22 protein-coding genes and 6 pseudogenes are annotated in these 25,750 nt (G+C 67.7%); 15 read left to right on the forward strand and 13 right to left on the reverse strand.

Annotation, left to right across the window (positions count from 1 at the left end):
- Positions 1 to 1,113 precede the first annotated feature (1,113 nt).
- Positions 1,114 to 2,033 (forward strand): annotated as a pseudogene (locus ACH4SE_RS34595) (IS5 family transposase).
- Entirely contained in the window at positions 2,030 to 2,365 is a 336-nt protein-coding gene (locus ACH4SE_RS34600; protein WP_398547543.1) for a hypothetical protein, read from the forward strand. Before ACH4SE_RS34595 ends, ACH4SE_RS34600 begins: the two are co-directional and overlap by 4 nt.
- Before the next feature lie 39 nt (positions 2,366 to 2,404).
- On the opposite strand, the pseudogene ACH4SE_RS34605 reads toward ACH4SE_RS34600, so the two are convergent.
- Positions 2,405 to 2,728 (reverse strand): annotated as a pseudogene (locus ACH4SE_RS34605) (transposase); the annotation flags it as partial.
- A 160-nt stretch (positions 2,729 to 2,888) separates the two neighbouring features.
- Here ACH4SE_RS34605 and ACH4SE_RS34610 point away from each other — a divergent pair.
- The 3 genes and pseudogenes from ACH4SE_RS34610 to ACH4SE_RS34620 all read left to right on the forward strand — a co-directional run bounded on the left by ACH4SE_RS34610 (position 2,889) and on the right by ACH4SE_RS34620 (position 5,137).
- Positions 2,889 to 3,645: pseudogene (locus ACH4SE_RS34610) on the forward strand (transposase family protein).
- A 308-nt stretch (positions 3,646 to 3,953) separates the two neighbouring features.
- Positions 3,954 to 4,828, forward strand: a protein-coding gene (locus tag ACH4SE_RS34615; protein WP_398547544.1) for an IS5 family transposase whose coding sequence is annotated in 2 segments (ribosomal slippage) — positions 3,954 to 4,344 and positions 4,344 to 4,828 — 876 coding nt in all. Because the reading frame shifts where the segments join, the coding sequence is not laid out codon by codon here.
- 27 nt (positions 4,829 to 4,855) lie between these two features.
- Positions 4,856 to 5,137 carry a hypothetical protein gene (locus ACH4SE_RS34620; RefSeq protein WP_398547545.1) on the forward strand — a complete coding sequence of 94 codons (282 nt, stop codon included), beginning with the start codon at positions 4,856 to 4,858 and terminating at the stop codon, positions 5,135 to 5,137.
- Here ACH4SE_RS34620 and ACH4SE_RS34625 read toward each other — a convergent pair.
- The 3 genes from ACH4SE_RS34625 to ACH4SE_RS34635 all read right to left on the reverse strand — a co-directional run bounded on the left by ACH4SE_RS34625 (position 5,125) and on the right by ACH4SE_RS34635 (position 7,032).
- Complete coding sequence (locus ACH4SE_RS34625; RefSeq protein WP_398547546.1) at positions 5,125 to 5,760, reverse strand: hypothetical protein; 636 nt, start codon at positions 5,758 to 5,760, stop codon at positions 5,125 to 5,127. The two genes, ACH4SE_RS34620 and ACH4SE_RS34625, sit on opposite strands and share 13 nt — an antisense overlap.
- A 422-nt stretch (positions 5,761 to 6,182) precedes the next feature.
- The gene (locus ACH4SE_RS34630; RefSeq protein WP_398547547.1) at positions 6,183 to 6,476 is read right to left on the reverse strand and encodes a hypothetical protein; all 294 of its coding nucleotides are present in this window, start codon (positions 6,474 to 6,476) and stop codon (positions 6,183 to 6,185) included.
- Between the two features lie 139 nt (positions 6,477 to 6,615).
- The gene (locus ACH4SE_RS34635) at positions 6,616 to 7,032 is read right to left on the reverse strand and encodes a DUF5958 family protein (protein ID WP_398547548.1); all 417 of its coding nucleotides are present in this window, start codon (positions 7,030 to 7,032) and stop codon (positions 6,616 to 6,618) included.
- A 1,035-nt stretch (positions 7,033 to 8,067) separates the two neighbouring features.
- Between ACH4SE_RS34635 and ACH4SE_RS34640 the strand changes: the two genes are divergently transcribed.
- Both ACH4SE_RS34640 and ACH4SE_RS34645 read left to right on the forward strand, forming a co-directional pair.
- Positions 8,068 to 8,823, forward strand: coding sequence for a hypothetical protein (locus tag ACH4SE_RS34640; protein ID WP_398547549.1), 756 nt, complete (start codon positions 8,068 to 8,070; stop codon positions 8,821 to 8,823).
- Positions 8,824 to 8,836: 13 nt separating this feature from the next.
- Positions 8,837 to 9,034: a hypothetical protein gene (locus tag ACH4SE_RS34645; protein ID WP_398547550.1), complete on the forward strand. Its 198-nt coding sequence runs from the start codon at positions 8,837 to 8,839 to the stop codon at positions 9,032 to 9,034.
- Positions 9,035 to 9,046: 12 nt separating this feature from the next.
- On the opposite strand, the pseudogene ACH4SE_RS34650 reads toward ACH4SE_RS34645, so the two are convergent.
- A pseudogene (locus tag ACH4SE_RS34650) lies at positions 9,047 to 9,298 on the reverse strand (ISL3 family transposase); the annotation flags it as partial.
- Between ACH4SE_RS34650 and ACH4SE_RS34655 the strand changes: the two are divergent.
- Positions 9,258 to 9,917 (forward strand): annotated as a pseudogene (locus ACH4SE_RS34655) (IS5 family transposase); the annotation flags it as partial. The pseudogenes ACH4SE_RS34650 and ACH4SE_RS34655 sit on opposite strands and share 41 nt — an antisense overlap.
- A 24-nt stretch (positions 9,918 to 9,941) precedes the next feature.
- Here ACH4SE_RS34655 and ACH4SE_RS34660 read toward each other — a convergent pair.
- From ACH4SE_RS34660 to ACH4SE_RS34675, 4 genes are all read right to left on the reverse strand, one after another.
- Positions 9,942 to 10,535, reverse strand: coding sequence for a TetR/AcrR family transcriptional regulator (locus ACH4SE_RS34660; protein WP_398547551.1), 594 nt, complete (start codon positions 10,533 to 10,535; stop codon positions 9,942 to 9,944).
- A gap of 24 nt (positions 10,536 to 10,559) precedes the next feature.
- The gene (locus tag ACH4SE_RS34665; RefSeq protein WP_398547552.1) at positions 10,560 to 11,273 is read right to left on the reverse strand and encodes an ABC transporter ATP-binding protein; all 714 of its coding nucleotides are present in this window, start codon (positions 11,271 to 11,273) and stop codon (positions 10,560 to 10,562) included.
- Entirely contained in the window at positions 11,270 to 12,322 is a 1,053-nt protein-coding gene (locus ACH4SE_RS34670) for an ABC transporter permease (RefSeq protein WP_398547591.1), read from the reverse strand. Before ACH4SE_RS34670 ends, ACH4SE_RS34665 begins: the two co-directional genes overlap by 4 nt.
- Before the next feature lie 85 nt (positions 12,323 to 12,407).
- A complete protein-coding gene (locus tag ACH4SE_RS34675) occupies positions 12,408 to 12,719 on the reverse strand; it encodes an antibiotic biosynthesis monooxygenase family protein (protein WP_398547553.1) in 312 nt (103 codons plus the stop codon).
- Positions 12,720 to 12,939: 220 nt separating this feature from the next.
- On the opposite strand from ACH4SE_RS34675, the gene ACH4SE_RS34680 reads away from it, so the two are divergent.
- Positions 12,940 to 13,863 carry a replication-relaxation family protein gene (locus tag ACH4SE_RS34680; RefSeq protein ID WP_398547554.1) on the forward strand — a complete coding sequence of 308 codons (924 nt, stop codon included), beginning with the start codon at positions 12,940 to 12,942 and terminating at the stop codon, positions 13,861 to 13,863.
- 349 nt (positions 13,864 to 14,212) lie between these two features.
- Here the strand turns inward: ACH4SE_RS34680 and ACH4SE_RS34685 are convergent, their stop codons facing one another.
- Positions 14,213 to 17,101 (reverse strand): NACHT domain-containing protein, encoded by a 2,889-nt coding sequence (locus ACH4SE_RS34685; RefSeq protein ID WP_398547555.1) that lies wholly within the window; start codon positions 17,099 to 17,101, stop codon positions 14,213 to 14,215.
- A gap of 119 nt (positions 17,102 to 17,220) precedes the next feature.
- Between ACH4SE_RS34685 and ACH4SE_RS34690 the strand changes: the two genes are divergently transcribed.
- The gene (locus ACH4SE_RS34690) at positions 17,221 to 17,430 is read left to right on the forward strand and encodes a hypothetical protein (protein WP_398547556.1); all 210 of its coding nucleotides are present in this window, start codon (positions 17,221 to 17,223) and stop codon (positions 17,428 to 17,430) included.
- Positions 17,431 to 17,469: 39 nt separating this feature from the next.
- Here the strand turns inward: ACH4SE_RS34690 and ACH4SE_RS34695 are convergent, their stop codons facing one another.
- Positions 17,470 to 17,748 carry a helicase associated domain-containing protein gene (locus ACH4SE_RS34695; RefSeq protein ID WP_398547557.1) on the reverse strand — a complete coding sequence of 93 codons (279 nt, stop codon included), beginning with the start codon at positions 17,746 to 17,748 and terminating at the stop codon, positions 17,470 to 17,472.
- A gap of 211 nt (positions 17,749 to 17,959) precedes the next feature.
- Positions 17,960 to 18,436, reverse strand: a pseudogene (locus ACH4SE_RS34700) (helicase associated domain-containing protein); the annotation flags it as partial.
- A 504-nt stretch (positions 18,437 to 18,940) separates the two neighbouring features.
- Here ACH4SE_RS34700 and ACH4SE_RS34705 point away from each other — a divergent pair.
- The 5 genes from ACH4SE_RS34705 to ACH4SE_RS34725 all read left to right on the forward strand — a co-directional run bounded on the left by ACH4SE_RS34705 (position 18,941) and on the right by ACH4SE_RS34725 (position 24,810).
- Positions 18,941 to 19,900 carry a tyrosine-type recombinase/integrase gene (locus tag ACH4SE_RS34705; protein ID WP_398547558.1) on the forward strand — a complete coding sequence of 320 codons (960 nt, stop codon included), beginning with the start codon at positions 18,941 to 18,943 and terminating at the stop codon, positions 19,898 to 19,900.
- A 59-nt stretch (positions 19,901 to 19,959) separates the two neighbouring features.
- The gene (locus ACH4SE_RS34710; RefSeq protein WP_398547559.1) at positions 19,960 to 21,378 is read left to right on the forward strand and encodes a hypothetical protein; all 1,419 of its coding nucleotides are present in this window, start codon (positions 19,960 to 19,962) and stop codon (positions 21,376 to 21,378) included.
- Between the two features lie 10 nt (positions 21,379 to 21,388).
- Positions 21,389 to 22,411: a tyrosine-type recombinase/integrase gene (locus ACH4SE_RS34715; protein ID WP_398547560.1), complete on the forward strand. Its 1,023-nt coding sequence runs from the start codon at positions 21,389 to 21,391 to the stop codon at positions 22,409 to 22,411.
- Positions 22,408 to 22,968: a DUF6262 family protein gene (locus ACH4SE_RS34720; RefSeq protein WP_398547561.1), complete on the forward strand. Its 561-nt coding sequence runs from the start codon at positions 22,408 to 22,410 to the stop codon at positions 22,966 to 22,968. Before ACH4SE_RS34715 ends, ACH4SE_RS34720 begins: the two co-directional genes overlap by 4 nt.
- A gap of 435 nt (positions 22,969 to 23,403) precedes the next feature.
- Positions 23,404 to 24,810 carry a WD40 repeat domain-containing protein gene (locus tag ACH4SE_RS34725; protein WP_398547562.1) on the forward strand — a complete coding sequence of 469 codons (1,407 nt, stop codon included), beginning with the start codon at positions 23,404 to 23,406 and terminating at the stop codon, positions 24,808 to 24,810.
- Between the two features lie 148 nt (positions 24,811 to 24,958).
- Here ACH4SE_RS34725 and ACH4SE_RS34730 read toward each other — a convergent pair whose 3' ends face one another.
- A complete protein-coding gene (locus ACH4SE_RS34730) occupies positions 24,959 to 25,654 on the reverse strand; it encodes a helicase associated domain-containing protein (RefSeq protein ID WP_398547563.1) in 696 nt (231 codons plus the stop codon).
- Positions 25,655 to 25,750 lie beyond the last annotated feature (96 nt).

Genomic DNA, 25,750 nt, shown 5'->3' on the forward strand with positions numbered 1-25,750 from the left:
TCGGCGATCTCCCACAGGCCGTCCGGAACTATCCAACTCCACGTACCCCGCCCCATGCACAGCCCAACGAACGATCACCACATAGGACACGGTCTAAGAAGAAGCCGGCCAAGCGCACCGCGAGGAAGACGCCGGCCAAGAAGACCGCCCGCAAGAAAGCCGGCCGACCCACCTGCCCAACTGTCCGCCTGTCCGCCTGTCGGTTCGGAGGCTACGGGCCCAGCAGGAACGAGATTTGCACGGTTTCGAATCCTGGCACCTTGGCTGTCAGCAGGTATATCCCGTAGGGAATATTCGGTTTGGGATTGGCCGAAGCGCAGGCCCGGTCCCAGGAGCTTGAATAGCTGCCGCTCTCGCCTGGAGAGAGCAAGAGGTGTGTCTCTCCGGGTCTGAAGCAGTCGGTGCTCTTCCAGGTGCGTTCGTCTACGTCTTCCCTCGTGATTGTGAACAGCGTTGCCGGAGTTCCCAGAGTTAGCGTACAGGTCGGCTTGTTCTTGTTCTGCGCACTTAAGGTGAAATCTAGATTCTTACCAGGTGGTATGACGTTTCTGGGCACGGTCAGCTTGAGTGTTGCGGAGGAGGAAGTACAGGTCGGCGGGCTGGGGGTGCTGCTGGTCGGATAGCCGGAGCTTGGTCGCGCGATGGTATTCGGGGATGTATGTGCAGTTGGCGTCTTCTGCGGAGGTGTGGAAGTAGTTCTAGAACTGGGTGCCGCCGGTTGAGCATCTGACGGATAACCATGTAGGAACGACACCAATATTCCCATCACCGGTATCAAGATTCCGACCACCCACCAAGCCCAGCGTGGTGGATGGTGGACGGGCGGGGGTAACGGTGGAGGGGACGGCGCCGGTGGCGGTGCACTGTGTCCAGCCATAGGACAACTCTAGGTTCCCGAACGGGCACGGCACCTGGGTTGTGCAGAGGCCGCCAAGTAGAGCGAGCTTACAACGGCTAACACAATGACCTAAGCGTTGTCCCGTAAATGATCTACGACGTGTGCGTTGACCTGCCTGTTCGTCGTCACCCGGCGAGGATGAGGTTGTGCAGGCGGGCGATGCCGAGCATCGCGTTGTGGACGCCGTCGCCCTTTACAACGGCTAACACAATGAGATGGGTCGGTCCTGGTGGCCGTGTCTGGCAGAGGAGTTCGGCGTTGGGCTGGCCGTGGGTGCCTCGCCGTGGATCGTGTCGGATGAGCTGTGGGATCGGATCGAGCCGCTGCTGCCGAGGAAGGAACGGCGATTCCGGTATCCGGGTCGCCGGCCGGTGCCGGACCGGGAGGTGCTGTGCGGGATCCTGTTCGTGCTGCATACCGGCATCCAGTGGGAGCATCTGCCCCAGGAACTCGGGTTCGGATCCGGGATGACGTGCTGGCGGCGGCTGCGGGACTGGAACGAGGCCGGTGTGTGGCAGCGTCTGCACGAGGTGCTGCTTGCCGAGCTGAACGCGGCCGCCCGGCTGGACTGGTCGAGAGCCGTGGTCGACTCCTCGCACGTGCGGGCGCTAAAAGGGGGCTCCACACGGGCCCCTCGCCGGTCGACCGGGGCCGGGCGGGCTCGAAGCACCACCTGATCACCGACGGCTACGGCACACCGCTGGCCGTCATCCTCACCGGCGGCAACCGCAACGACGTCACGCAACTCCTGCCGCTGATCGATGCGGTCCCGGCCATCCGCGGTCGGCGCGGGCATCCCCGCCGTAAGCCGGACTCGTTGTTCGCCGACCGCGGCTACGACCACGACATCTGCCGCGACCAGGTCCGCGCCCGCCGCATCGTGCCGGCCATCGCACGCCGCGGCACCCGGCACGGAACAGGCCTGGGCACCTACCGCTGGGTCGTCGAGCGCACCTTCGCCTGGCTCCACGGCTTCAAACGACTCCGCATCCGCTGGGAACGCAGAGCCGACATCCACGAAGCCTTCCTCAAGCTCGCCTGCTGCCTCATCACCCACCGACAGATCCTCGTCCTCACCGGACCGGCAGGCAGGCAGCTGCCCCGTCAGCAGAGATCCAGCAGACTACGCACGTGATCCGCAGCGACCTTGAATCCGCTCTCACCCGGGACGACAGTCCCTCCGCGCGAGCGGCCCTCCTTGCACTTCAGGCCGGCGCAGACTTCGAGCTGGTGTCCGAAGGACATCCGCCCATCTCCGCCCGGCGCCTCTGGTCCACCTTGGACTTCCGACACCAAACGATGCTCGACACCGGCGTCACCCCGCGACCGGGACTGGCCGAAGCCGTCGGCAGACTCCAAGCCGCCGGGACCTCCCTCGTCCATCTCGCAAAGATCACCAGTCCGCAAAGGCGCTTCGTCATCTACCTGACAGAGGACCTCACGCACTGCATCGCGTGCATGGGCTGACAGACGACCTCATTGTGTTAGCCGCTGTTAGACGTCGTTTCACTTGGCGAGTCGGCGATGGGCGATGAGGGCTGCGGCTATGCCGACGAAGGCGAGGAAGTGTTCGGCCTTGCGCTCGTAGCGGCGGTGCAGGCGGCGGCAGCCGGCCAGCCAGGAGACTGTTCTTTCGACGACTCAGCGGTGTCGGCCCAGCCGGGTGGAAGACTCGATGCCCTTGCGGGCGATGCGGTGGCGGATGCGACGCTCGCGAAGCCATTTCCGCAGGTGATCGTAGTCGTAGCCCTTGTCGGCATGGAGCTTGGCAGGACGCCGGCGGCGCGGTCCGCGGCGGGAGCGGATGGGCGGGATCCCGCGCACCAGCGGCTGCGGGCCATGCACTGCTCAACGAACGATCACGCCATCAGAAACGGCGTCTAAGCCTTTCCAACCTGTCCTGCCAGTACGGCAGTTGGCGTGACAGACGAGTGAAGCCCCTGGTAGACGGGGTCACGACCAAGATCTCCCGTACCACCAGAGGCTTCACGTGCTTGTCTACCCGTCCGGCCTGGACCTGTCCAGCTCGCATCTTCGCTTCCTCGCCGCCCGTCTGCGTGAACGTCGCCGTGCGATCGGCAGCCGGTGGCGCAGGCTGAGCGCCGGCCGACATGCGCTGCTCACCCTTGCCCACCTCCGTAACGGGCATCCCTACGCCCAACTCGCAGCTGGCTTCGGCATCGGCACGACGACCGCGTACCGGTACATCACCGAAGCCGTCGATCTCCTGGCCGCCCTGGCACCCACGCTCGAACAAGCCGTCCGCGAGGCATCGGGGAAAGCGTTCGTCCTGCTCGACGGCACGCTCCTGCCCATCGACCGCATCGCCGCGGACCGACCCTTCTACTCAGGCAAGCACAAGAGGCACGGCATGAACGTGCAGGTCCTCACCGATTTGTTCGGCCGACTGCTGTGGGTCTCACCGGCCCTGCCCGGCGCCGTTCACGACGTACGCGCAGCCCGCGAACACCGCATCGTCGACGCCCTCGCCCAGGCCGGCATCCCCTGCTGGGCCGACAAGGGCTACCGAGGCGCCGGCGGAACCGTCCGCATCCCCTGCTGGGGCGATGGGAGACCCTCTCCGCCGGTCAGAAGGCGTTGAACCGGTCCCACACGAAAATCCGCGCCCTCGTCGAGCAGGCCATGGCGACCCTCAAGAACTGCGCAAACTCCAGTGCTCCACCACCCGGATCACCGGCCTCGTCCAAGCCGTCCTCGCCCTGCATCTGGCCAGCTCAGACCGATGATGGAAAAGGCTCATTTCCAGATGCGCCAGAATCCCGCCTGGTCTTCAACCTCTGATGGGGTGCTTCCCATATACGCGTTGAATGGGCGCTGAGCGGAGTGTTTAAAGAAGCTACGAGGCAAGGACGACGGGCTGGTTTTCGGGGATGACAGGTGTCATCCGGTGATCGGTGGAGGCGGGCTGGGGGGGGCAGGTGGCGTGTCAGGGTGTCGCCGGATTCGTGGGTGAACGGGCCGGCGGGGTCCAGGCCGAGATGGTCGGCTAGGGCCTGTTGCGAAAGTGGATCAAGGTCCTAGATGATCACGGTCCGTGAGACGTGGTGATCTAACGAACGGCCAGTGGGAGCGACTGGAGCCGTTACTGCCGGTGGGCAAGAAGCCGGGCCGCCCGCGGACCTGGACCCGGCGGCAGCTGATCGACGGCATACGGTGGCGGACTCGGACCGGGGCGCCCTGGCGTGATCTGCCCGAGCGGTACGGGCCATGGGACCGAGCCTACGACCTGTTCCGCCGCTGGCAGCGCGACGGCACCTGGAAGCGGATCTTCGAACAGCTGCAGGCCGAGGCCGATGCGAAAGGCCTGATCACGTGGGACGTGAGCGTCGACTCCACCATTGCCCGCGCTCACCAGCATGCCTCTGGAGCGCGTAAAAGGGGGATCTCCACAAGGAGCCTTCCGGAGGCGTCGACACCGAGCCCGATGACCACGGCCTCGGCCGCTCGCGCGGGGGGTTGACCACGAAGCTGCACCTGGCGGTCGAGCAGGGGCAGAAGCCGCTGTCCCTGCTCGTCACCGCCGGCCAGCGACACGACAGCCCTCAGTTCCAGGCGGTCCTGAACGCCATCCGCGTGCCTCGTACCGGGCCCGGCCGCCCTCGCACGAAGCCGGACAGGGTCCGGGCGGACAAGGCGTACGGCTCCCGCGCGAACCGCTCCTACCTGCGGCGACGTGGCGTGAAGTGCACCATCCCGGAGAAGACGGACCAGATTCGCAACCGTCGAAAGCTCGGCTCCCACGGTGGCCGCCCGCCCCGTTTCGACAAGGACGACTACAAGGAGCGGCATGCGGTCGAGTGCGGGATCAATCGCCTCAAACGCCACCGCGCGGTTGCCACCAGGTATGACAAGCTCGCCGTCCGCTATCACGCAACGGTGCTGGTCGCCGCGATAAACGAGTGGCTGTGAGGCACCCTCGGCTGCGACCATGCGGCCGTGAACGCAGATCTCCCGGACGGATGGACGATCGAGCGAGTCCGTTCGGTGTCGGGCGATGCCGAAGCGGATCTCCTTTCGCTTGAACGACTCGTCGTTGTCGAGCAGTTCGGTTCTGTCGACTACGGCGTCCTCCAGCCTGACGTCATCGTGTCCTTCCATGACCTGTGCCTCGCACGAGCTGATGGCGAGTGGTTCATGGGGCAGCTCGACGCCGACGGCTCACTCATCTGTTGGGCTTCCTACGGCTCCGACCTGACCGAAGCCATTCACGGGCTGTGAGCCTCCCGCAGGCCCCTGATCACTTTCACAACAGGCCCTAGGCGGGTCAGGTGCCTGCGGGCGGTGTCCTCGTCGAGTCCGAGTGCGGTGGCCGCCTGGTCCGAGGTGGCGTCCTGGAGGGCGTCGCGGGCGGCCCAGTATCCGACGTCGGTGGCCAGGACTTCCAGGCGGCGGGCGGCGCGGACGGCCGCAAGCGGGGAGGTCTTCGCCAGCTGCTCGATCTCGGTCTCCAGCTGGGCCAGGAGGTGGGTCACGGTCTCCGGGACCGGGATGGCTGTGCGGGCGACGTCCTCGGCGTGCGTGTCCCAGTCCCGGGTGCTGGCGTCGGCCGTCCGTGCGCCGGCCAGCCAGAGCTCCTCGTCGCCGATCGCGTCCCAGTCCAGCTCGTGCTCCGGTCCGGTCCAGCCGCACGAGCAGACCCCCCGCAGCGCGGCGGCCCTCGGCCCGTGGAAGCGCCGGCCGTCGTAGATGCTCCACTCCGAGACGCTGCTGGCGCTCCCGCCCGAGGCCATGTCGAGGACCACGGGGGCCGGGACGGTGCCGTCGGCCAGCAGCACCCCGACCGCGCCCGCGTGGGCGGGCCCGAACTCCTCCGTCGTCCACGTCTCCCGCGTCGCACCCATCGTCCCGCCCCTCTCCCCGGCTGCTGCCTGGCCCGCACCGCGCCCTGATGCACTGGTGACGCCTCCGACGATGCCGCATCCGTCGCCGCCCCCACAGGCGCCCTCACCAACAGGTGAGGGCGAGCTGCAGCACGATGCCGAGTCGGCCGTGCTGTACACGAGGGTGCCCGCTCATGATGGCGACCACCGTGGCGGTGGCTGCGGGCCGGGGGCTGGAAAGTACCCCCCTGGCGCTGCGGTGCCGTGCGTGGAAGTGCGCGGGCATACCGGTCGCCGCGGCGGAGACGGCTCCGGCCACGGCTGGCCGGTGTTCGGCAGCGTTGGGATCCCGACGGTCGGCAGCCCTAACGGTGCCCGCGAGAGTGTCGGTGACCTTGTTCCGTACCCGCGCAGGCGAGCTGGTGATCTCGGGGCGAAGGTTGTCACCGGTTGCAAAAGCTCCAGTACAAGGCGATGGCTTTGACTGCTTCGTCGGACAGCTCTGGATGGGCCTGCTGCAGGTCGGTCTGAACGGATTGGGCTGCCTGCCCGAGGCCTAGTCGGTCGTACTGGTTTCCGAAGTCCCAAGCCTGCGACACGATCGCATTGATGCGGGAGATGAGGGACTGTGCCGCCCCGGGTCCGAAAGCGTCCACGACAGCGTCAGCCTGGTGGTAACGCCCGCCCGGGGTGCCCGAGTGGAACAAGGCGACCGCCCGGGACAACTCCTCGTCCATGGTGCCTAAGTTTGCACGTCCAGCAGCAGGCTTCTTGCGCGGGGTTGCGCTAGCCGTTCCAGCCGCAGCACGGTGGGACCACTCGCCCGTGGCCGAGCCCGCAGCCTGGGCTACCGAGAGTCCACACAACCTTCGATGATCACGCGGTGGCCGCTTCTGTGTCGGCCCCTGCCACCAGCTGGTGCCACGCATGGGTGCATCCGTCAGCGCAGAACCGCTCCCGGCGGCGCTTGTCCGCTACCCCGAGCAGCGCGACCAGCAGACGAAATGCTTTCACGCGCTCGTCCTGCGGCAGATTGATGATCTTTGTCAGCTGTCCGGTCAACTGCCCACGCGTGATCAGCACCGCTGGGGTGTGTGTCGGCCGGATACCGGCGAGTCGCACGCTCTCGGGCCCGTCCTCCACCGTCGTGCGCGCCTGAATACAGTGTCCGCCCAGATCCCGAAGGACCTCGAACTGGCCTTCGGGAGGGAGGGCTTCGAACCACTCGACACCCTGCCCGAGCGGGCGCAGCCCCTGCGCGAGTTCGTTCAACATGACCGTGCGCTCGTCCATCCGCCCACCCTCGCGACTCGGCTGAGGCCAGTAGACCCTGTGGGTCATCGAACCAGATCGCGAAGTATGGCTGGAGTACTGGGAAGCGGCGGACTACATGAGCAGTGAAGCGGGCGACGCGTCTCTCCCCGAGACTTTGACACTTGAGCAGGCGTATCGGGCTGCCTCTGCATGGTCGAGCAGTACATCGACCTGGAACAGGACCCTGATGTGGGGCTGGTTTTGCTCCTGCAGTACTTGGAGTCCGATCTAGCCCGGTGGGCGGACTGGACGGCAGCGATCAAGAGGGGCCTGGATGATGGGCACACGATCGATGCGCGCCGGTAGGCGCGGGGAGTCGGTCTCTGCCGCGTGACCGTCCGCCGCGCCGACCAATGTCGGCCCGGTGTGCGAGTCGGGCAGCTACAGGCGGGGAAAGAGTGGGGACAGCCCGCACCGCATGGACCTGCGGGAATGATGCGGGGCCGGCCGTCACATCCGGGAGAGGACCTCTTCGCGTAGTGCCTGCAGGAATGCCTGCGTGTTCTTGCGGGCGTCGAGGGCCACTTCGTTCCTGCGACTGAAGGTGGTCGGCATCGGTGAAGGCGGTGAAGGAGGCGAAGGCCTTGAGGATCGATCTGCCGATGGCCTTGGCGGTGGGGGCGTCGCCGGCGAGCTCGGCCTGCTGGTTCAGGGTGTCGATCAGGACGTGGACGAGGCGGGCGAACGGATCACGGTCCACCACTGCGGCGTGCCGACCGGCTTCAGCGGGGTTGAGGTCAGCGTCGATAACGTAGGACGCGACCAGGATGTAGTGCATCGCGTGGTGCCCGTACGCGGCGAGCAGCTCCGGCAGCGCGCGCTCTCCCGGCCCTGCGGACCGCTGCGGGACAGGACGATTAGGGTGTGTCGTCGTTGTTGCCGAGGGCGGATTCCAGCGCGGCCAGGGCCCGCAGGCGCTCATCGTCGGTCAGTTCCGCCTCCGCCTTCATAGGCCGGACTGCACACGGCACCCGCTCGCCCACGGGGCCATCCCGGTGATTTCCCGACCAGGGCATGACCCCCGCCAAGGGCGGCCGATGCACGGCCGGCCACTGCGGCATCCCGAAGTCCAAGCCGAGCGTCAACGACATAGCCGACTACAAGCGCATGCTGGACGCTCTGAAGAAATACTGGGCCTATAAGCAGCAGCAGTCAAACGTGGCAACGGGGTATGCCGGAGGTTGCACCGGCAACATGCCCTACGGCTGCGGCGTTGATCACTCCATCGCTCCTGGCCTGGCCGATGCATCGGGGTGGCAGAAGCTGGTCGTTGGCATAGCCGCTTTGCTGCCAGCCGGGGCGCTCTGCGCTGCAGCATTCTTGGAGTGCGTGAGCGCTGGAACAGCTGCAGTTGCTGGAGCAAACGCGGCTATGAACGGTGAAGGCGCACCGGAGATCGCTCCGTCAGAGGGCGCCAGTCTACTGGAGGCGGCATACAGTTCCGGCGGCTGCCGCGGCAGCGCAGCGGATCTTCCCCGGCTCCAAGCCGGGCTCGCAGCCGATGAGCTTGCCGGAGCAGATGGGCACGCTTTCGATAAGCATGTTCTGGAAAAGGGGGAATTCCCGGGAATTCGAACCCGCGCCCAGTTCTCTGATATGATTTACGATGTAATCACCAATGGAGAGCGTCGTGTGCGATCTGGTGGTACGACGGCCTATTGGCGGAATGGTGTAATTGTGATACGCAACCCCAAGGCGGCGGATGGTGGTACTGTCTTCGCACCCAAAGAGGGATATAGGTACTTTACTAGGAACTTCCAGTCGGAGTGAGGGGACGATTCTGATGCATGTGAAGGACTGCGGGGAGCAGGTCGTGATCACGTTGCCGAGGGCGGAATTCTTTCTTGTCGCGGCGCTGATGATGGAAGCGCTTGAGACTGGCGATGACCGCGACTTTCAGACGCGTGTAGGAGCGACGAAGGATCAGGTTAGAACTCTCCTGAACGGCCTGCCGGATCTGCCGCTCGGTAGTGAGAGATGACTGAGGTTTTCTCGTGCGCCGGTAGCGGGGGGCGATGCGATCGGCGGACGGTTCGGGACTGCGGGCGTAGCGTTTTACGGCGTTCAGAGCGAGGCCCAGTCTGCGGGCGCAGTCAAGCAGGCCGACGCCCTGGCCGAGGAGGGCGTGGATTTCGCGCCATCGCTTGCGGGTGATCTGCTCGCGGACGCCGCCGGGCCGGGGCGGGTTGACGGTGGCCCAGCAGGGGGCGTGGGCGCGGGCCTCGGCCAGGACCTTGTCGCGCAGGGTCGAGTGGACCGTCAGCGTCGACTCCACGATCAATCGGGCGCACAAGCATGCGGCAGGTGCCCGCAAAAAAGGGGCATCAGACGGGGATGACCTGGAAGATCCGGGACGTTCGCAGGCGTGTCAGGCCCTCGGCCGATCTCGTGGTGGCCTGACCACGAAGCTCCACCTCGCCGTCGACGGCCGGGGCCTGCCGCTGTCGATCGTGCTCACGGCGGGCAACGTCAACGATGCCGTGGTGTTCGACCGGGTTCTCGACGGGATCCGGATTCCGCGCGCCGCAGCGGGCCGTCCACGTACGACGCCGGGGCGGGTGCTGGGCGACAAGGCGTATTCGAGCCGGGCCATCCGCCGCCTGCTGCGCCGACGGGGCACCGCGGCCACGATCCCCGAGCGCCGTGACCAGGTGGCCAACCGGCGAGGACGTGGGGCTGCCGGGGGCCGTCCGCCCGCATTCGGCAAGGAGATCTACCGGGCCCGCAACGTGGTGGAACGGTGCTTCGCCCGCCTCAAGCAGTTCCGTGCGGTCGCCACCAGGTTCGACAAGCTCGCCGGCCGCTACCGGGCGGGTGTTGTCGTGGTAGCGCTGGTCCTGTGGCTGCGCGCGTCGGAGTGGTGATCACACCGCTGGTCCGTCGTGGGGCTACTGGCTGGTGCGCGGGGTGAGGCCGTGGTGGAGGAGGGCGAGGGCGCGGTCGGCGACGTGGGTGGGGTCGGCGCCGTGTTCGACGGCGGTCATGGCGGCCTGGACGGTGCCGCCGACGAGTTGGGCGGTCAGTTCGGGGGCGTCGGCCTCGCTGGTCAGGGTGGTGATCGCGGCCAGGAGGGGGGCGTGGTGGCGGTGGTGGAGTTCGTGGACGCGGGCGAGACATTCGGGCGGGAGGTCGGCCTGCAGGAGGGCCCTGGCGGGGCGGTGCGCGCCTTGGGCGGCGAGGTGGAGTTCGGTGCGGACGAAGGCTTCGAGGCGCTCTGCGGGTTCGTGGAGGTCTGCCAGGGCCTGGGTGGTGGCGGTGTCGGCGGCGGTGAACGCTTCTTCGACGATGGCGGCGAGCAGGGCTGGGGCGGAGGGGAAGTACTGGTAGAAGCTGGAGCGGGCGAGCCCGGCGCGGGCGCCGACCGCGGCCGGGGTGACGGCGGCGGCGCCCTGTTCGACGAGGACGTCGATGGCGGCCTGGATCAGCGCGGCGCGTTGCTGGGCACGGTGCTCGGCGACGGTGGCGGCATTGATCTTGGGCATGCGCAGGTGCCTTTCGGGGCGCGGTCAGCTCAGGCGGCCGTCGCGCAGGGTCAGGACGCGGTCGGCCGCGTCCAGTATCTCGTGGTCGTGGGTGACCATGACGGTGGCGGTGTGGTGGGCGCGGGTCTGCTGGGCGAGCAGGTCGACGATGTCGCGGGCGCGGGCGCGGTCCAGGGCGGAGGTGGGTTCGTCGACGAGCAGGATCTCGGGGGCCAGGACGAGTGCGCGTGCGAGGCCGATGCGCTGGCGCTCGCCGCCGGAGAGCTGGTCGGGGCGGTGGCCGGCGCGGGCGCTCATGCCGACGGCGTCGAGGAGTGCGTCCGCGCGCCGGCGTGCGGCGGTGTCGAGGCGGCCGGCGACGTGAGCGGTGAGCAGAAGCTGCTCGCGGGCGGTGAGGGAGCCGAAGAGGTTGGCGTGCTGGAAGACGTAGCCGATGTGGCGGCGGCGGTGTGCGGTGCGGTGCCGTTCACTGAGGGTGCTCAGGTCGGTTCCGGCGACGTGGACGGTGCCACGGGTGGGGGTCTGCAGGCCGCCGGCGACGGCGAGGAGGCTGGATTTGCCCGATCCGGAGGGGCCGGTGACGGCGACGAGCTCCCCGGGGTCGACGGTGAGGTCGACGGCGTCGAGGGCGGTGACCTGCTGCGGGTCGCGGCCCAGGTGCAGGGTGACGCCGGTCAGGCGCAGGACGGCGGCCTCGGCAGCGGGGGCGTTGTGGGGGGCAGGGACGGGGCGGGTCATCGGTTGGCTCCGAGTGCGCTGAGGGCCTGGACCTTGGTGATGCGGCGGATGGCAACCGCGGCGCCGGCGAGCCCCAGGACGATCAGCAGGGCGGCGGCGAGGGTGACCTGGTCGGTCTGGAGGGAGAAGGGGGCGGAGCCGTTCATCGCTCCGCCCAGGGCCAAGCCCACGGCGGTGCCGACGGCGGTGGCGGCGAGCAGGACGGCGGCGGCCTGGGTGAGGGCGTCGCGCAGGATGTAGCGGGTGGAGGCGCCGATGGCCTTGAGCAGGGCGATCTCCTGGCGGCGCTGGATGGTCCACACGGTGAAGAAGGAGCCGACGACCAGGGCGGAGATGGCGTAGAGGAAGCCGCGGATGAGGGTCATGGTGCTGGATTCGGCTGTGTAGCCGGGCGACGCGGCATAGGTGCCGGCCTTGTCGACGGTTTGGGTACCCAGGTGCCGGTCGGCGGCGGCGGTGTCGGTGTGGGGGGCGAGTTGCAGGGCGACCGCGGTGGCCTGGTGGGCGGCGGCGTCGGGCAGCCGGCCGGGCAGTCCGTAGTGGAGCTGCTGCCACAGCGGCAGGGGTGCGTAGACGATGCCGACGTGGCCGAAGGAGGCGTGGCCGATCGTGCCGGTGACGGTCAGCTCGGTTCCGGCCTGTCCGGCGGTGAGGCGGTCGCCGATCTTGACGCCCTCCTTGAGGATGTCCTCGCTGACCAGGACGCCTTTCGGGGTACCGGCGGATAGCGGTGCGCCGGACAGCGGGGCGGGGGCGAGGAAGCCACCGGGCTGCACGCCCAGGACGGCGAGGTCGAGCTGCTTGCCTCCGGTGCCGCCGAGCTGGGCGTGCACGAGTTGCTGGCCCAGCGGTTCGGCCTTGCGGACACCGGGTTGCTCGGCCCACCGGGCAGCGGTGTCGGTGGTGACGGTGGAGCGCGAGAACAGCTCGCCGGTGGCCGAGCGGTCGAAGGCAAGGTGGGTGACGGGCAGGGCGCGCAGGCCGGAGATGCCGGAGTCGGCCAGACCGCTGGCCAGCCCGGACAGGATTACGCCGAGGACGGCGATCATCCCGACCACGGCGCCGATCAGAGCGAACCGCCCGCGGGCAAAACGCAGATCACGAAGAGCGAGGAACACGACAGGACCCTTCGCTTCAGGCGCCGACGGAGACAACGGTGTCGAACGTCTCCACGCCACCGCCCGCTCCGTCGGCCGACTCGCCGCCCCCGGACAACCCGTGCGCGGCCCGGAACGACTCCGAACGCATCCAGGCAGCGAACGCCTCCCCGCCGGTGAAGTCCATCACCGCCACGTACACCCCGCCCTCCTGCTGAGGGCGCAGCAGCCGCGCCTCCAACAGCCCGTCCACACCGGGCAGCGTCGTACGCATGCTCGCGGCGAACCGCTCCTCGAACGCCTCCGCACCGACCGCAGGGACCGCTATCCGGTTCATCACCGTGTACATCCGAAAACCACCTGTTCCAAGGCAGGACAGGGCACCGACAGGATTTGCCGACACCACTGTCAGCATCCTAGTCCATGTTCCCGACACCACCGTCAGCAAGGATCTGCCCATGCGGAGCCGAGGCCAAGCCCGCACCTGATGTGGCCTGCGGAAAGCATTTGTCAGACTGCCTCTAGGCCTTGACGCCGCCACCGTCGCCCTGGACCGTGACCCCGATCTGATGGGCGGCTACGCCCGCGGCGCGGGCGCTGGGGGCGCGCCGCACGCGATGGCGGTCAACGCCACGATCGTGGCCTTCATCCGCGGCGGCAGGGCACCGGGATCCCCGGCCGGGATCGGCGGCCTCGAGGCCTGGCGCACCGAAGTGCCGCACCCGCTCTCCAGCTCGGGCAAGCGCAACGTCCGTAGCGATGCGGTGTTCCAGGACAAGGCCGCCGGTGTGCCGCTGCTGATGGTGGAGGTCGACCGGTCCACCGAGCCCGCGCACGTCCTGGCGGACAAGGTCGGCGCTTACGCCGACCTCTACGCCCGCCGGGTGCGGTCCCCGGGGACGCCGAGCACCGGCCGCGGCACCATAGGCGACCTGAACACGGTGCCGTTCTGGACCACGCTCTCCCCCCGCACCGGCCTGCCCGGGTGGCCGCCGCTGGCGATCGTCCTCACCGGAGCCGGCCCCACCGCCCTGGCGGGCCGGATGCGCAGCGTCGGCCATATGTCCCGCGAGTTCTGGGCCGGGACCGAACACGCCGACATCGGCTACGGGGCGACCGCCCCCGACGACGGCGACTTCTACCTCGACTTCACCGCCAAGATCCCGCTGGTGATCACGACCCTGGACCGCCTGCAACAGCACGGCCCGATGGGACCGGTGTGGTTCCGCGTCGCACAACACCGCGGCGGTGAGCCCGAACCGCTGCTGAAGGCGCTCACCGACACCCACACCGCAGCCGAGTACCGCCACCGCCGCAAACAGCGCAAGCGCGCGGCAGAGGCTGCCGAAGCCGAGAAACAGCGCCGCAAAGCAGCCGAGCAGCAGCGGCTGGATGAGGAGTGGGAGCGCTCGGAGTGGTTCGAGAAGCGGAAGCGGAAGATGAGGAAGCTCGCCCGCCAGTGGGATGAGCCCAAGATCGCAGACGAGCGGTAACCCCTGGCCCGCGCCTCTCACTCTGGTGACAGTGGCGGGAGCCGGATGTGTCACCGCCGCGACAGTGGTGCTGTGGCTCGCTTCAGCCTCGCGTTCGCTCGGGGAGGGCATGGAGCGTAGCGGGGGTGTCAAGGCACGCCAAGGCTGCGGCGGGTGTCCTGTACCGGGTGACGTTGCATAAGTCCAGATCGGCCTTGCATCTGACGCTGCACAGTCCAGTTGGATCTTGCATGCGGCTGGGCTTCGCGAGCTCGAACGGTGGTTCGAACTGCTTCGTCGCCGAAGATGCAAGGTAGGTCTGCACAACTGGGGCGCCGGTCGCGTAGGCGCACCCTTCAATGAGATGGCCTCATACGACGTTTCGCATATCCAACCCTCTCGGCCTTGGGTAAGGGTGGACTCTGTCCGGGGCAAATCTCTCTAGACCGATAATTTCATGTACATAGTTCAGGGAGACCCGGAGTCCTTCGAGTTGAGCCAAGGGTGTGATGTCGATCGTGCATTTTTTCACTGCCCGACCGTTGATGAATATCTGCTCAAGGGCGGGGAATACCTCGGGGATCAAGTGCGTCTGGGGGTCTGAGTCCTGTAGTGATAGTTGAAGATTGGTAACGGTTCGTACAGGAGTGGCCTGAGTGAAGTCGTATTTCGAAAGGTGGAGCTTCGTTAGCTCTGGAAGTGTGGATATTTCTCGCCACTGTTCCGGGGTCGGGAGCGTGTTTAACACCAGTTCTCGCAGTCCCTGCCACCTTGACAGGCCAGTTGGAGAGGTGCGAATCCATTCGGCCAGCCATAGTGAGGTCAAATTCTCTGGCGCGGGCAACTCGCCCAGGCTCCGCCATGGAAGATGCGTGTAGAGCGACAGTTTTGTGAGATTGGGCAGAGAACTAAGTGCGGTAAATGAGAAATCTTCAGGCAGGTGAAGCAGTCCCAAGTCGGTGAGAGGCAGCCCTGAGAGGTCATCGATATCCTTCAGGCGTGGTGCGTCCGAGATAAGGAATTCCCTCAAGGTGGTTAGGTTTCGCAGAAAATTTAGATTTTCGATCAGCTCGCCGGAGTAAATTCGCAGGGTTTCCGTCTGCTCAGGTGACAGATATTCTGCGATCTCCTCTGTAGTGAAGGATTCTGTTCGAAAATTGACACAGGTAATAGGATTGAGGAGGTGAAGTGCTTTTCGTTGCTCATGGTTCTGCACATCCAGAAGGATTCCCTTATGCGGAAGTAGGATGTCTTCGGCGTACTGCTCCGCATCGAAGTGCTCCCAAGCCTCGACCAGCGCGTAGGTTCCCACATTCAAGGATTGCGCGAAGCGCTGGAGGAAGGCGTAGGCGTGGTCAGTACCGACGGCGGCTGCAGTCTGAATGACAGCATCTATTTCGTCGTCTTCTAGCTCATTGGGTTGGGGCAGTAGATCAAGGATTCCTGGCCCCAGTGAGGCTAGGACGACTGCTTCCTCACTGGAGCGGGGCGGCATGAGGGCGCGTGCACGCTGCTCGACGAGGTGGCGGGTGGCAGGTTCGATTTCGGTGGCGTAGTGCAGGCTCGCTTGGGCTAGGAGGTGGAGTCTGGGGCGGTGTTCGGATTCGGTGTCGCCGCGGGTGACGAGGCGGTGGAGCAGGTCGGTGCTCTCGTCTAGGCGCGCGTGGGCAACGGCCATCCGTACGACGTCTTCCCACTGGTCGTCGTGGGCGTTGTTGATTAGCAGGGGGAAGTCGTGGGCTTCGATGGCGGCTTTGGCGCCGAGGTAGTCCTGGAAGGTGCGGTGGACGAAGTCGACGGTGTCGGCGGTGGGCTGGCGCAGCAGGCCGCTGCGGCCGATCAGATGGGCCAGGACCTGCTCGGACGGTCCCTGTTCTGCCACGGCTTGCATGGCGGGCAGGGCGTCGCTGATCAGAGCCAGGGCGGTGGCGTAGCCCATTTCGGTCTGGCGGTTGCGGATCAGCCAGTAGGCCAGGCGCTGGAGAAGCTGGATGCTCTGGTGCTCGGTGAGTTGGATCCCTTCGGGGACGTCGATGCTGCGTTCGCGGTCACGGCGCACGAGCAGCATCGACAGCGCGGCTTGGTAGAGCTCCATGCGGCTGTGCGGGAGATGACCGCGGCGGTCGCGGTGCAGCGCGCAGACTAGTGCGCACATCAGCGGTGTACTGGACAGTTGTGCCAGGTCGCGCTGAGCGCGCACCGTCATCCGCAGTGCGGATTCGAGTCCGTTCAGGTGTGCTCGTTCATCGGCGGATTCGGCGTCGTGGCGGGCTGCAGTGTGCCACCGACCCACGAACACCTTGATGTCGGCGGTGCTCATGGGCCGCACCGTCAGCTCGGTGAAACGGGAGGACGCCAGCCATCCCTCAGGAACAGCCGACGGGCGCGTGGTGACCACGAACACGGCGTCCTGATAGGCCGCAAGAAGTCCTTCCAACCAGTCCCTTGTGGCACCGCGCTGGTCTTGGGGCACCTCGTCGATGCCGTCGACCAGTACGAGTGCCTCGCCCCGGGCGAGTACGGCATCAGCCCAGTTTTCGGGCTGCGATGCCGCAAGGGGCGTGCCGACTGCCGTCAGGAACTTCTGCGGCGCGGGGAGAGAGCTGCGTCTGACCAGGGTGCGCAGTGGCAGGACGAACGGAATCCGGCCCCGCCAGTCCGCCAGCTCTTCCGGTAGTTCCTCCCGGGCCGCGGCCACCGCAAGCCACTGCAGGAGGGTGGACTTCCCACTGCCGGCCAGTCCCCGTAGAAGCACTCGCCGTTGCCCGGACAGCGCATGCTCGGCACGTTTGACGACGGACTTCGGCCGGTTCGCTTCGTCACCGCCGTCGGGCCAGCCCTCTGCTCGCTCTGCGAGTTCGAGGCTCAGGTACGCCGCGTCCAGCGGCCAGTGAGCACGGTCCGGGCGGCTGAGGTCCAGTCCCACGACAGTCAGCCGGGAATGCCGCTGCTCCACGTACGCGCGGTACCGCTGCTCGAAGGAAAGCGGTCCTGTCGCTCGCGGCGCCCTGGACACCGGCGGGCGGGTGGCAGCCGAGCGCAGCGCCAGCAATGGCTCGGTATCCGCCCCCAGCGCCTTCGCCAGCAGGACCAGCGTCGTCTCGGACGGCACCTTGTGGCCGCTCAGCGCCTGACTGAGCGTGGTTCGTCCCAGCCCGGTCCGCTGCTGCAGGCCGCCCATCTGCAGGCCTCGCTGTGCCTTCAGCGTCCGTAACTGCCGTGCGAGCTCCGCCAGCGGATCCGCCGGTAACTCTGCCATGTCTCGATGCTCCGTCGCCCCGATGACCGTTTCCATTCATCTTCGTTCGCGCCGAACCCCGGTGAACACCAAACCGGCGAACTTCTCCTCAGCGACCCACCAACCCCCTGGGAGAAGGAATGAACACCTCACCCACTCACCTGATGCTTCTCCTCCTGCTCCTGGCCGTCGACGTACTCTTCTGCACCCTCGTAGGCGCGGCCGCGGGCCTGCTCGCCCGCCTTGACGGAGCCACGTACGCCACGGCGCTCATGCGCGGAGCCGTTGCCTTCGCCGGCTGCGCCACACTCTCACTGGCATTCCTGACCTTCGTGATCACGGCGCTGTGAGTGCCGCCCCGATTTCAATGACGCAGCCCGGGCCTCCGTCTACCAGCGCATCCCTAGCGCGTCGAGTTCCGCGCGCCGCTGTTCGCTCAGCTTGTCGGCCCTGCGCCGGGCGTTGTCGACGAACAGGCCCAGCTTCACGGTGGTCTGCGATCCGTCCGGCTCGCTGAGGTGGACGACGGCCTTGCGGGGAACGGTCTGGAGGCTGCCCTCGCGGGCGTGGAACTCCTTGGCGGCCCGGATGTTCAGCGCCCACTTGTCGGCTTGTGTGCGGGGCGCTGGAGGCTTCTCGTCGGGTCCGGCCGGGCCGATGTGGAGCATGTGCTCGAGCATCCACTGCTGTGCGGGCAGCAGCTGCTCCCAGCTCAGGCGTTGTGCCTGGATCCATGCGCCGAGGTCCTCGCCCTGGAGCGTGGTCTGGCCCGGCGCCGGTGGGCAGCTCGGTCCCGGCCTCGATGAGGCCCCGGCACAACTTGTAGCAGCGCTGCCAGGCCACCGGCCAGGCGGGGCACCAGGACGGGTCGATCTGCTCGAGTGCGTCGCGGCGTTCCTCGGTGAGTGCCCCGGCGGTGGATCCGACGGGCAGGCCGGCCTGGCGCCGTGCCTCGATCTCGGCGGCCTTCCTGCCGAAGGTCCGCTGGTTCTTCATCCAGACCCCGATGGGGAACCCGTTCCAGACGGCCGTGGTGGGCGGGAGTAGGTGTCCGTGTTCGGCCGCCCACCCGGCTGCTGCTGACAGCCCCTCCTGGAAGGCGACGTCCCAGTGCGACCAGATTATGCCGAGCTCTTCGAGTTCCTTGGCTCGTGCGGGCTTCATCTCACCCGCGTTGTAAAACCGCCTCTGGTCGGCAATCCATGATCCCAGCGGAAATCCGGCGGGCTGCCATTCTTCCGGCGTGGTGAACGAATCCGGGACTTTCAGATCCCCGTTCTCCTTCACATACCGGGTGGCGGCCTGGATTCCCTGACGCCAGTACGTGTTTTCTGGCTGGAGAATGCGGAGTTTCATGAACTGCGCCAGGATGGCGGGGTCGCGCGGGGTGGAGAAGGTCAGGAGGCTCTGCGCCGGGGCCGAGGGCCCGCCTTCTCCCTCTCTGCGGCCTGAGGCCGCGAGCTCCGCAGTGGTGGGCTTCTGCGTCCGGCTGGCGGCCTGTTGCTCGGCCAGCTGCTCGATGGTGTCGGTGTCGTGACTGCGGAGGCCCTTTATCTGGGGGTGGTGGGGGTGTGCGGGATGTTTGTTTGGGGTGTCACCTGGGGGGATGGTTTGGTGGTGATCGGGGGTGGGGGTCTGGGGTGTGGTGGTTGTGTTTGGTGTGTGGAGCGGATCTTTGTGGGGGAGCGGGCTGTCTCTCCGGTATGGGGCGGAGAGCGGTGGGTGGTTGCTGATTCCCGGTCGTATGAGCTGCAGCGGGAGGGGTCGGCGTATCTGGCGTCGTTGCGGGCGCGGGGGTGTTCGCCGAATACCGAGCGTGCGTACGCCGGGCGGGTTGCGCTGTACCTGAACTTCTGCCGGATGCGGCGGATCGAGTGGACCGAGCCGGGATTTTTGGGTCTGGTGGGGTTGCAGCAGCGGCTGGTCGATGTGCCGCTGCCGCCGCGTACGGGACGGCCGGTGCCGGGAGCGGCCAGGTTCCGGTCGCGGGGATCGGCGAACGCGGTGATGACCACCGTGGGGGAGTTCCTGCGGTTCGGTGCCGCGCACGGCTGGGTGCCGGCCGCCACGGCCGGGTTGTTGTCGGAGCCGAAATTGCTGCGGTTCACCCCGCCCGGGTACGACACCGGGGAGTCGGGCCGGTTGCGGCAGGTCCGGGCGGCGACGTTCCGCTTCAAGATCGCCGAGCCGGGTTACGAGGACCTCGACCCGGAGCAGATCCGCCGAATGTTGGTGCTGGCGCCGCGGGCGAGGGAGCGGTTCCTGATCGGGCTGCTGGCCTGTACCGGGCTGCGGATCGGTGAGGCGCTGGGGCTGCACCGCGGCGACATGCACCTGCTGGCCTCCTCCCGGCCGGTGGGCTGCGGTATCGAGGGCCCCCATGTGCATGTGCGGCGCCGCAGCGACAACCCCAACGGGGCGCTGGCGAAGTCGCGCTTCAGCCGCTTCGTGCCCGTCACCGCGGACCTGGTCGCGCTCTACAGCGACTACCAGTACGAACGCGGACGGGTGGTCCAGGCCGCGGACTCCCCGATGGTGTTCGTGAATCTCTTCCGGCCGCCGCTGGGCCGGCCGATATCTTACCCGAACACCAAGGAGGCCTTCGACCGCTTGGCCCGCGCTGTTGGCCATCCGTGCCGGCCGCACATGCTGCGGCCCTCCGCGGCGACCCGGTGGCTGCGCGAGGGCGTCGACCGCGACGTGGTGCAGCGGCTGCCGGGGCACGCGTCGTCGCTGTCGATGGAGCACTACCGGCACGTCGACGAAGCTGAGGCCCGCGCGGCGGTGGAACACGTCGACTCGCTGCGGGAGCGCTCATGACCCTTCCTCTTCCTCTGTCTACGACGCTGTCCGCTACGGCGGCCGGCACCACACCCGCGATGGACGAGCCGGGGTGGGCGGGGTGGCTGCGCGAGCACACTGATCCGGGCTGGCGGCCGACGGAGTGGCAGCCGCGGTTCTGGCTGTTCACCGGGAACCCCGATGAGCCGCGAACGTCGGTGTCGCTGTGCCGGACTGCCGTCTGCGAGACGCTGGTGTCGCCGACGAACAGCTACTGCCCGCTGTGCAAGCACGCGCAGATCCAGTCACCGCTGCCGGACGATCAGTTCGCGGCGACGTTCGTGCCGGTCCGCACCAAGGTGTACTTCGGCGGGGCCATGGACGCGTGCTCGGTGGCGCGGGACGGGCAGCGGTGCGTACGCCCGTCCCACTGCCGGGGGCTGTGCAGCCTGCACTACGCGCAGTTCAACGCCCACACCCAGCGCGGTAAGGCCGGCGACTGGCACGCGGCGGCCGTACCCTACACCGATATCCCGCCATGCCCGGTGCCGGCATGCCCCCTTCCCGCTGTCTACGGGTCGGGCCCGTGCCGGCATCATGCGCGTCTGTTCCGGGAGCACCGGCGTACTGCGCCGGGTGCTGACCTTGCCGACTGGGCGCCTCGCCAGACCCCGTACCTCGCGCCCCACCAGTTCAGCCTCCTGACGCTGCCCGAACCGCTGCGCCTGGAAGTGCTGTTCGGGCTGCAGCAGGCCGATCCGTGGCTGCGAACCTTCGAACCGTGCCAGGTGCGCCGGATGGTGCGGGATCTGTCCGGGGTAGCGACGCTGGTCAGCGACGTGTCCGACGAGCAGTTGTGCCCGCGCTCCAGCGTCGCGGTCCGGCGGATGCTCGGCCGGGTGCGCACTGCGGTCCGGGCAGGCTTCTCGCAGTACACCGGCACCGCGCCCGCGGAGGAAGACCTGCTGGACCTGCGAGCTCTGGGGCAGGGGTCCCGCACCCCGGCGGGCATCCGCCACCCCAAGACCGTCGACCTGCGCCCCATCGGACAACCGTGGCTGCGGAGACTGCTGCGGACCTGGACGACCCAGCAGCGCCCGAATACGGACGGCTTCACCCGGACCCTGTGGGGAGTCCAGTTGGCGTCACAGGCGCTGGCGTCCCGCCCGGCCACCGACGACCCCGCGAAGCTGCGCTACGACGACGTCACCGCGGTGGTCGAGGCATTCCGGGCCGCGCTGAAGCAGAACGGGGAGCCGGCCGGGTGGAGCTACCGGATGTCGATTGCCAGCCACTTCTTCGCCCTGATCGACTACGGCCGCCGCTCCGGGGCCGCGGACGGCCTGTCCGCCGCCTTCGTCCGCGACCCCGCCGCCCCACCGCATCGCCCAGGAGGAAGCAGGCGAGGACGAGATCGGCAAGGCCATCCCCGAACCGGTGATCCGTCAACTCGATGCCCACCTCCACCTGCTGGGCCAGGGCCGGGCCCGTGGCCAGCGCACTCTCGCCTCCGCTGACCTGCAGCTGATGTACCAGACCCTGTACGTCCTGCTTCGCGACACCGGGCGGCGCCCCAACGAGATCGTGTCCCTGTCCCGGGAGTGCCTGGAAACCCGCCAGGACCAGACCTCCCTGATCTGGGACAACCACAAGGCCCGGCGCCACCGCAGGCGACTGCCCATCACCGCCTCCACCGCCCAGGCCATCCGCACCTGGGGCGAACGCCGCGACCAACTCCAGGCGACCCTGCCGCCGGCGGGCGCCGACTACCTCTTCCCGGCCCTCACCCCCCTGGCCACCCGCCGGCACCTGCACACCAGCTACCTCAGCGAGACCCTGCGCCACTGGGTGGCCGACCTGCCAGCGCTGCACGCGGAGGGCACCGACTCCGACGCAGCCCTGCTGCCCTTCGACCGCTCGCTCATCTACGCCTACGCCTTCCGCCACTCCTACGCCCAGCGGCACGCAGACGCCGGAACGCCCCTGGACGTGCTGTGCGAACTCATGGACCACAAATCGGTCCGGACCACCCAGCGCTACTACACCGTCTCCCTGCAGCGGAAACGCGATGCCGTGGCGAAGCTCAGCGCTCACGTCGTCGACAACCAGGGCCTGCCCCGCCCCGCTGACCCCGCCCTGTACGAGATGCGCTCGGTGGCGGTTCCCTATGGGGGCTGCACCGAGCCCAGCAATGTCAAAGCCGGCGGCACCTCGTGCCCGATCCGCTTCCAGTGCGCAGGGTGCGGCTTCTACCGCCCCGACCCCTCCTACCTGTCCGCGATCGAGCAGCACATCAACGAGCTGCGTGCCGACCGGGAGACCGCCTTGGCCATGGACGCCGCCGAGTTCGTCATCACCGCCCTGAGCGCGCAGATCACCGCTTTCGAGCAGGTCACCGACCGCATGCGCCGCGCCCTGGCAGCCCTGCCCGCAGATGAGCGGGCCGAGATCGAGGAAGCCAGCACCATCCTGCGCAGGGCCCGCGCCGGAGCAGGCCACCCCCTCCTGCCGCTCACCGTCGCCGACCACGACCCCCAGGAGCGGCCGTGAACCGATCCGGGAACCCCGCCACGCTCGCCCAGGCCCGGCGCCGCAACAGCCTCGACAAACGCCAGCGCACCCTGAATGCACTGGCCGACCTCGAACACGACGGGACGAAGATCACGTTCACCGCCGTCGCCCGTGCTGCCGGCGTCTCCACATGGCTGACCTACACCCCAGGCATCCGCGAGCACGTCGAGGCCGCCCAGCGACGCCAGCACGCCGCAGCTGGCCAGCACGGCGCCCCGCACACCGCGCCGGCAGCACTGCGCATCGAACTCGACCTGGCCCGCCAAGAGACCCGGCAGCTCAGGGCCGACCGCGACCGGCTCAATACCGCTGTGCGCCACCAACTCGGACAGCAACTCGACAACCTCGCTGCCGCAGACCTTGCCGCCCGCGTCGACGAGCTCACCCAGTCCGGCCAGCAACTCGCCGACCAACTCCGACAGGCAACGGCCGAGAACACCGCCCTGCGAGAACGCCTCGTAGCCGCGGAAGCCGATCTCACCGCAGCCCGCACCAGTCTGCGCCGAATGATCCGCGCCGAGAACACCGCGCGCTGACACGTATGGCGGGACGTCTGCCGTACCAAGTTGTTCACACGCGGCTCTGGACCCAGACCGTGGCCCAGGTGACAACGAAGCCGCCGGCCGCGGTCGCTGCGCCGCGTACTAGGTAGAGGCCGGCTTCGCTGCCCAGGTTCCGGAGTCGGCCTCGGAACCGGGCCTTCGAGGGCAGGCGTTTCGGCGCAAGGAACGGTTTCGAGCACGCACTGTCGCCGGCGCGGTTTTCGTGGGGCATGAACTGTTCCTCCGTGTGGGTTGTTGTCTGCCTTGTGATTGGTGAGTCGCTTCCGTAGGCCGTGCGCTCACGGAGAGTCCAGCGCATGGGACTGCTTGTTCTTCCACTGAGCGGAAAGTTCGTCAGGCCGCCGTAGGGGGCCATGCCTTACACCGTTTTCCGCGAGTGTGTGACGTCCTTCACTGTTTTCCAGTCGGATGCACACCCAGGCGCGTAACCTGCTGCTTTCGGGGAGTCAGGGACTGGCGGTGGGGGGCGGAATGAGCGTTGTACGGACCGGAGGCGGCCGCTATCAGGAAGAGCTTGAGGCAGCGGCTGCAGAACTGCGCAGCCTCCAGGCGGCGCACGGTGGCCTGACGCTGAAGCAGATCGTGAGCAGGGCCGGCCGCGGCAATCTTGGCGAATCGATGGTCAGCGCGGTGCTGAGGGGACGGACGCTTCCCCGCTGCGATTACTACTTGACCTTGGTGCGAGTGCTGCTCACCTACGACACCGGGAAGCTCGCCTCCTGGCAGCACGAGGACATAGCGGTCTGGAAAACGCGCTGGCAGCAGTTGCAGCGCCTGAAGCAAGACGAAAAACTCGGGAAGAGCGTCAGGGCGCAGTCAGCGGCGGAGCAGCCGCAGACTGCCGGCGGTCTGGCTGAGCGCGTTCTGCTCAGTGTTGTGCGCGCAGGTGAGTACATACAGCTGCTTCCGATGGCCGCGGACACGGGCGGCGTATGGGCTGTGGCGTTTTCACCGGAGGGTTCGCTCATCGCCACCGGCCATGGCCCCAAGACTGCACAGCTCTGGGACACGGTCGCCCGGCAAAGGTCGGGGCCTCCGTTGTTCGGGCACACTGACCGGGTCGTCACCGTGGCCTTCTCTCCGGACCAGGTTCTGCTCGCCACTGGAAGCGACGACGGGACGGTTCGCCTGTGGGACGTTGCCAGCAGAACGCTCGTGGCTGAGCCGCTCGACGGCCATAGCGGCGGGGCTTCCACCGTGCTCTTTTCTGCCGACGGACGCCTCCTGGTGACCGTAGGCAGGACCATCCGCCTGTGGGACGTCACGGACGCGGCGAAACCCTTGAAGATCGGCAAGCCTTTTTCCGGCAGCCTGACCGCTCCGCCAGCACTGTCCTCGGCAGGCATACTGGCCACAGGCCACTCGGGGGGCGTCGCCCACCTCTGGGATCCCGCTCAGCAGACAAAGCTCGGTGGTCCGCTGCGGGGACATGCGGATGATGTCACTGCACTCTGTTTCTCGCCCGATGCAGAACTCCTGGCGACCGCGGGGCAGGACATCCAACTGTGGAACGTTGCCCGCGCCGAAATGATCCATGAGCCCCTGCAGTGCGCGGGCGAGCAGGTTCGCCGCATGGCCTTCTCGCCCGATGGCCGTGTACTTGCTGCCGTCACCGGTCATCACGATCAGGAGGAGGCGACAGACCATGTCGTCCGGCTCTGGGATACCGGTACCTGGAAAGAGCTCGGTGACCCGTTAGTAGGTCATTCAGGCACTGTCGATGCTGCCGCCTTCTCACCAGACAGCCGGCTGTACGCAACCGGTGGACACGACGGGCTGCTGCGGCTTCGGATACTTCCCGCACCGAGGCCCTGACTACAGGCCAGTACGCCTCTGGCGCGCTGATGTCAGCAGCCGGGCCCGGTTTTTGGCCATCCCGTGTCAGCAAGGCGCACACGGCGGCACATATATGGGTGGGCGCCCGGGCTCCAACAGAGAACCCGGGCCTGACCTGCGCCGCCGCCTACCAGCGCATTCCCAGCTCAGTCAGCTCCGCCCGCCGCTCCTGCGCGAGCTTGTCGGCCCTGCGGCGGGAGTTGTCGATGAAGGTGCCGAGCTTGTATGGGACGCCGTCGACGTCTTCGATGTGCTTCCTGGGCACGTGGAGGTGGCCCTCGCGGGCGTGGAACTGCCGGGCGGCCGCTAGGTTGGCGGCCCAGTGGTCGGCTCGTGTGCGGGGCGCCTGTGGCCTTCCCTCCGGCGCGGCCGGACCGAGGTGGAGCATGTTCTCGAGCATCCAGGCTTGCGCGGGCAGCAGCTGTTCCCAGCCGAGCCGTTGCGCCTGGATCCAGGCGCCCAGGTCCTCGCCCTGGAGCGTCATCTGCCCGGGGGCGGTGGGCAGCGCGGTGCCTGCCTCGATGAGGCCCCGGCAGAGCTTGTAGCAGCGCTGCCAGGCGACGGGCCAGGCCGGGCACCAGCTCGAGTCGATGGCCTCCAGGGCGTCCCTGCGCTCTTCGGTCAGCGCTCCGGCGGTGTTGCCGGCCGGCAGCCCCTGCTCGCGCCGCGCCTGGATCTCCGCCGCCTTCCGACCCGCAGTCCTGTTGTTCTTCATCCAGACGCCGATGGGGTAGCCGCGGTAGGTGGCGGTGGTGGGCGGGAGGAGGTGGCCCGCTTCTGCCGCCCACGCGGCTGCTGCAGACAGCTGTCGTGGGTCGTTCATTCTGGGTAGCAGCGATTCTCTGACCGTGGAGTGTGCAGGTGCAATGAGTGGATGGTGGCTGTCCGTCGGCTCGGTCAGGTGTTCGTGCTCGTCTTG

This window comes from Streptomyces sp. NPDC020983, assembly GCF_044333485.1.
Lineage (GTDB): Bacteria > Actinomycetota > Actinomycetes > Streptomycetales > Streptomycetaceae > Actinacidiphila.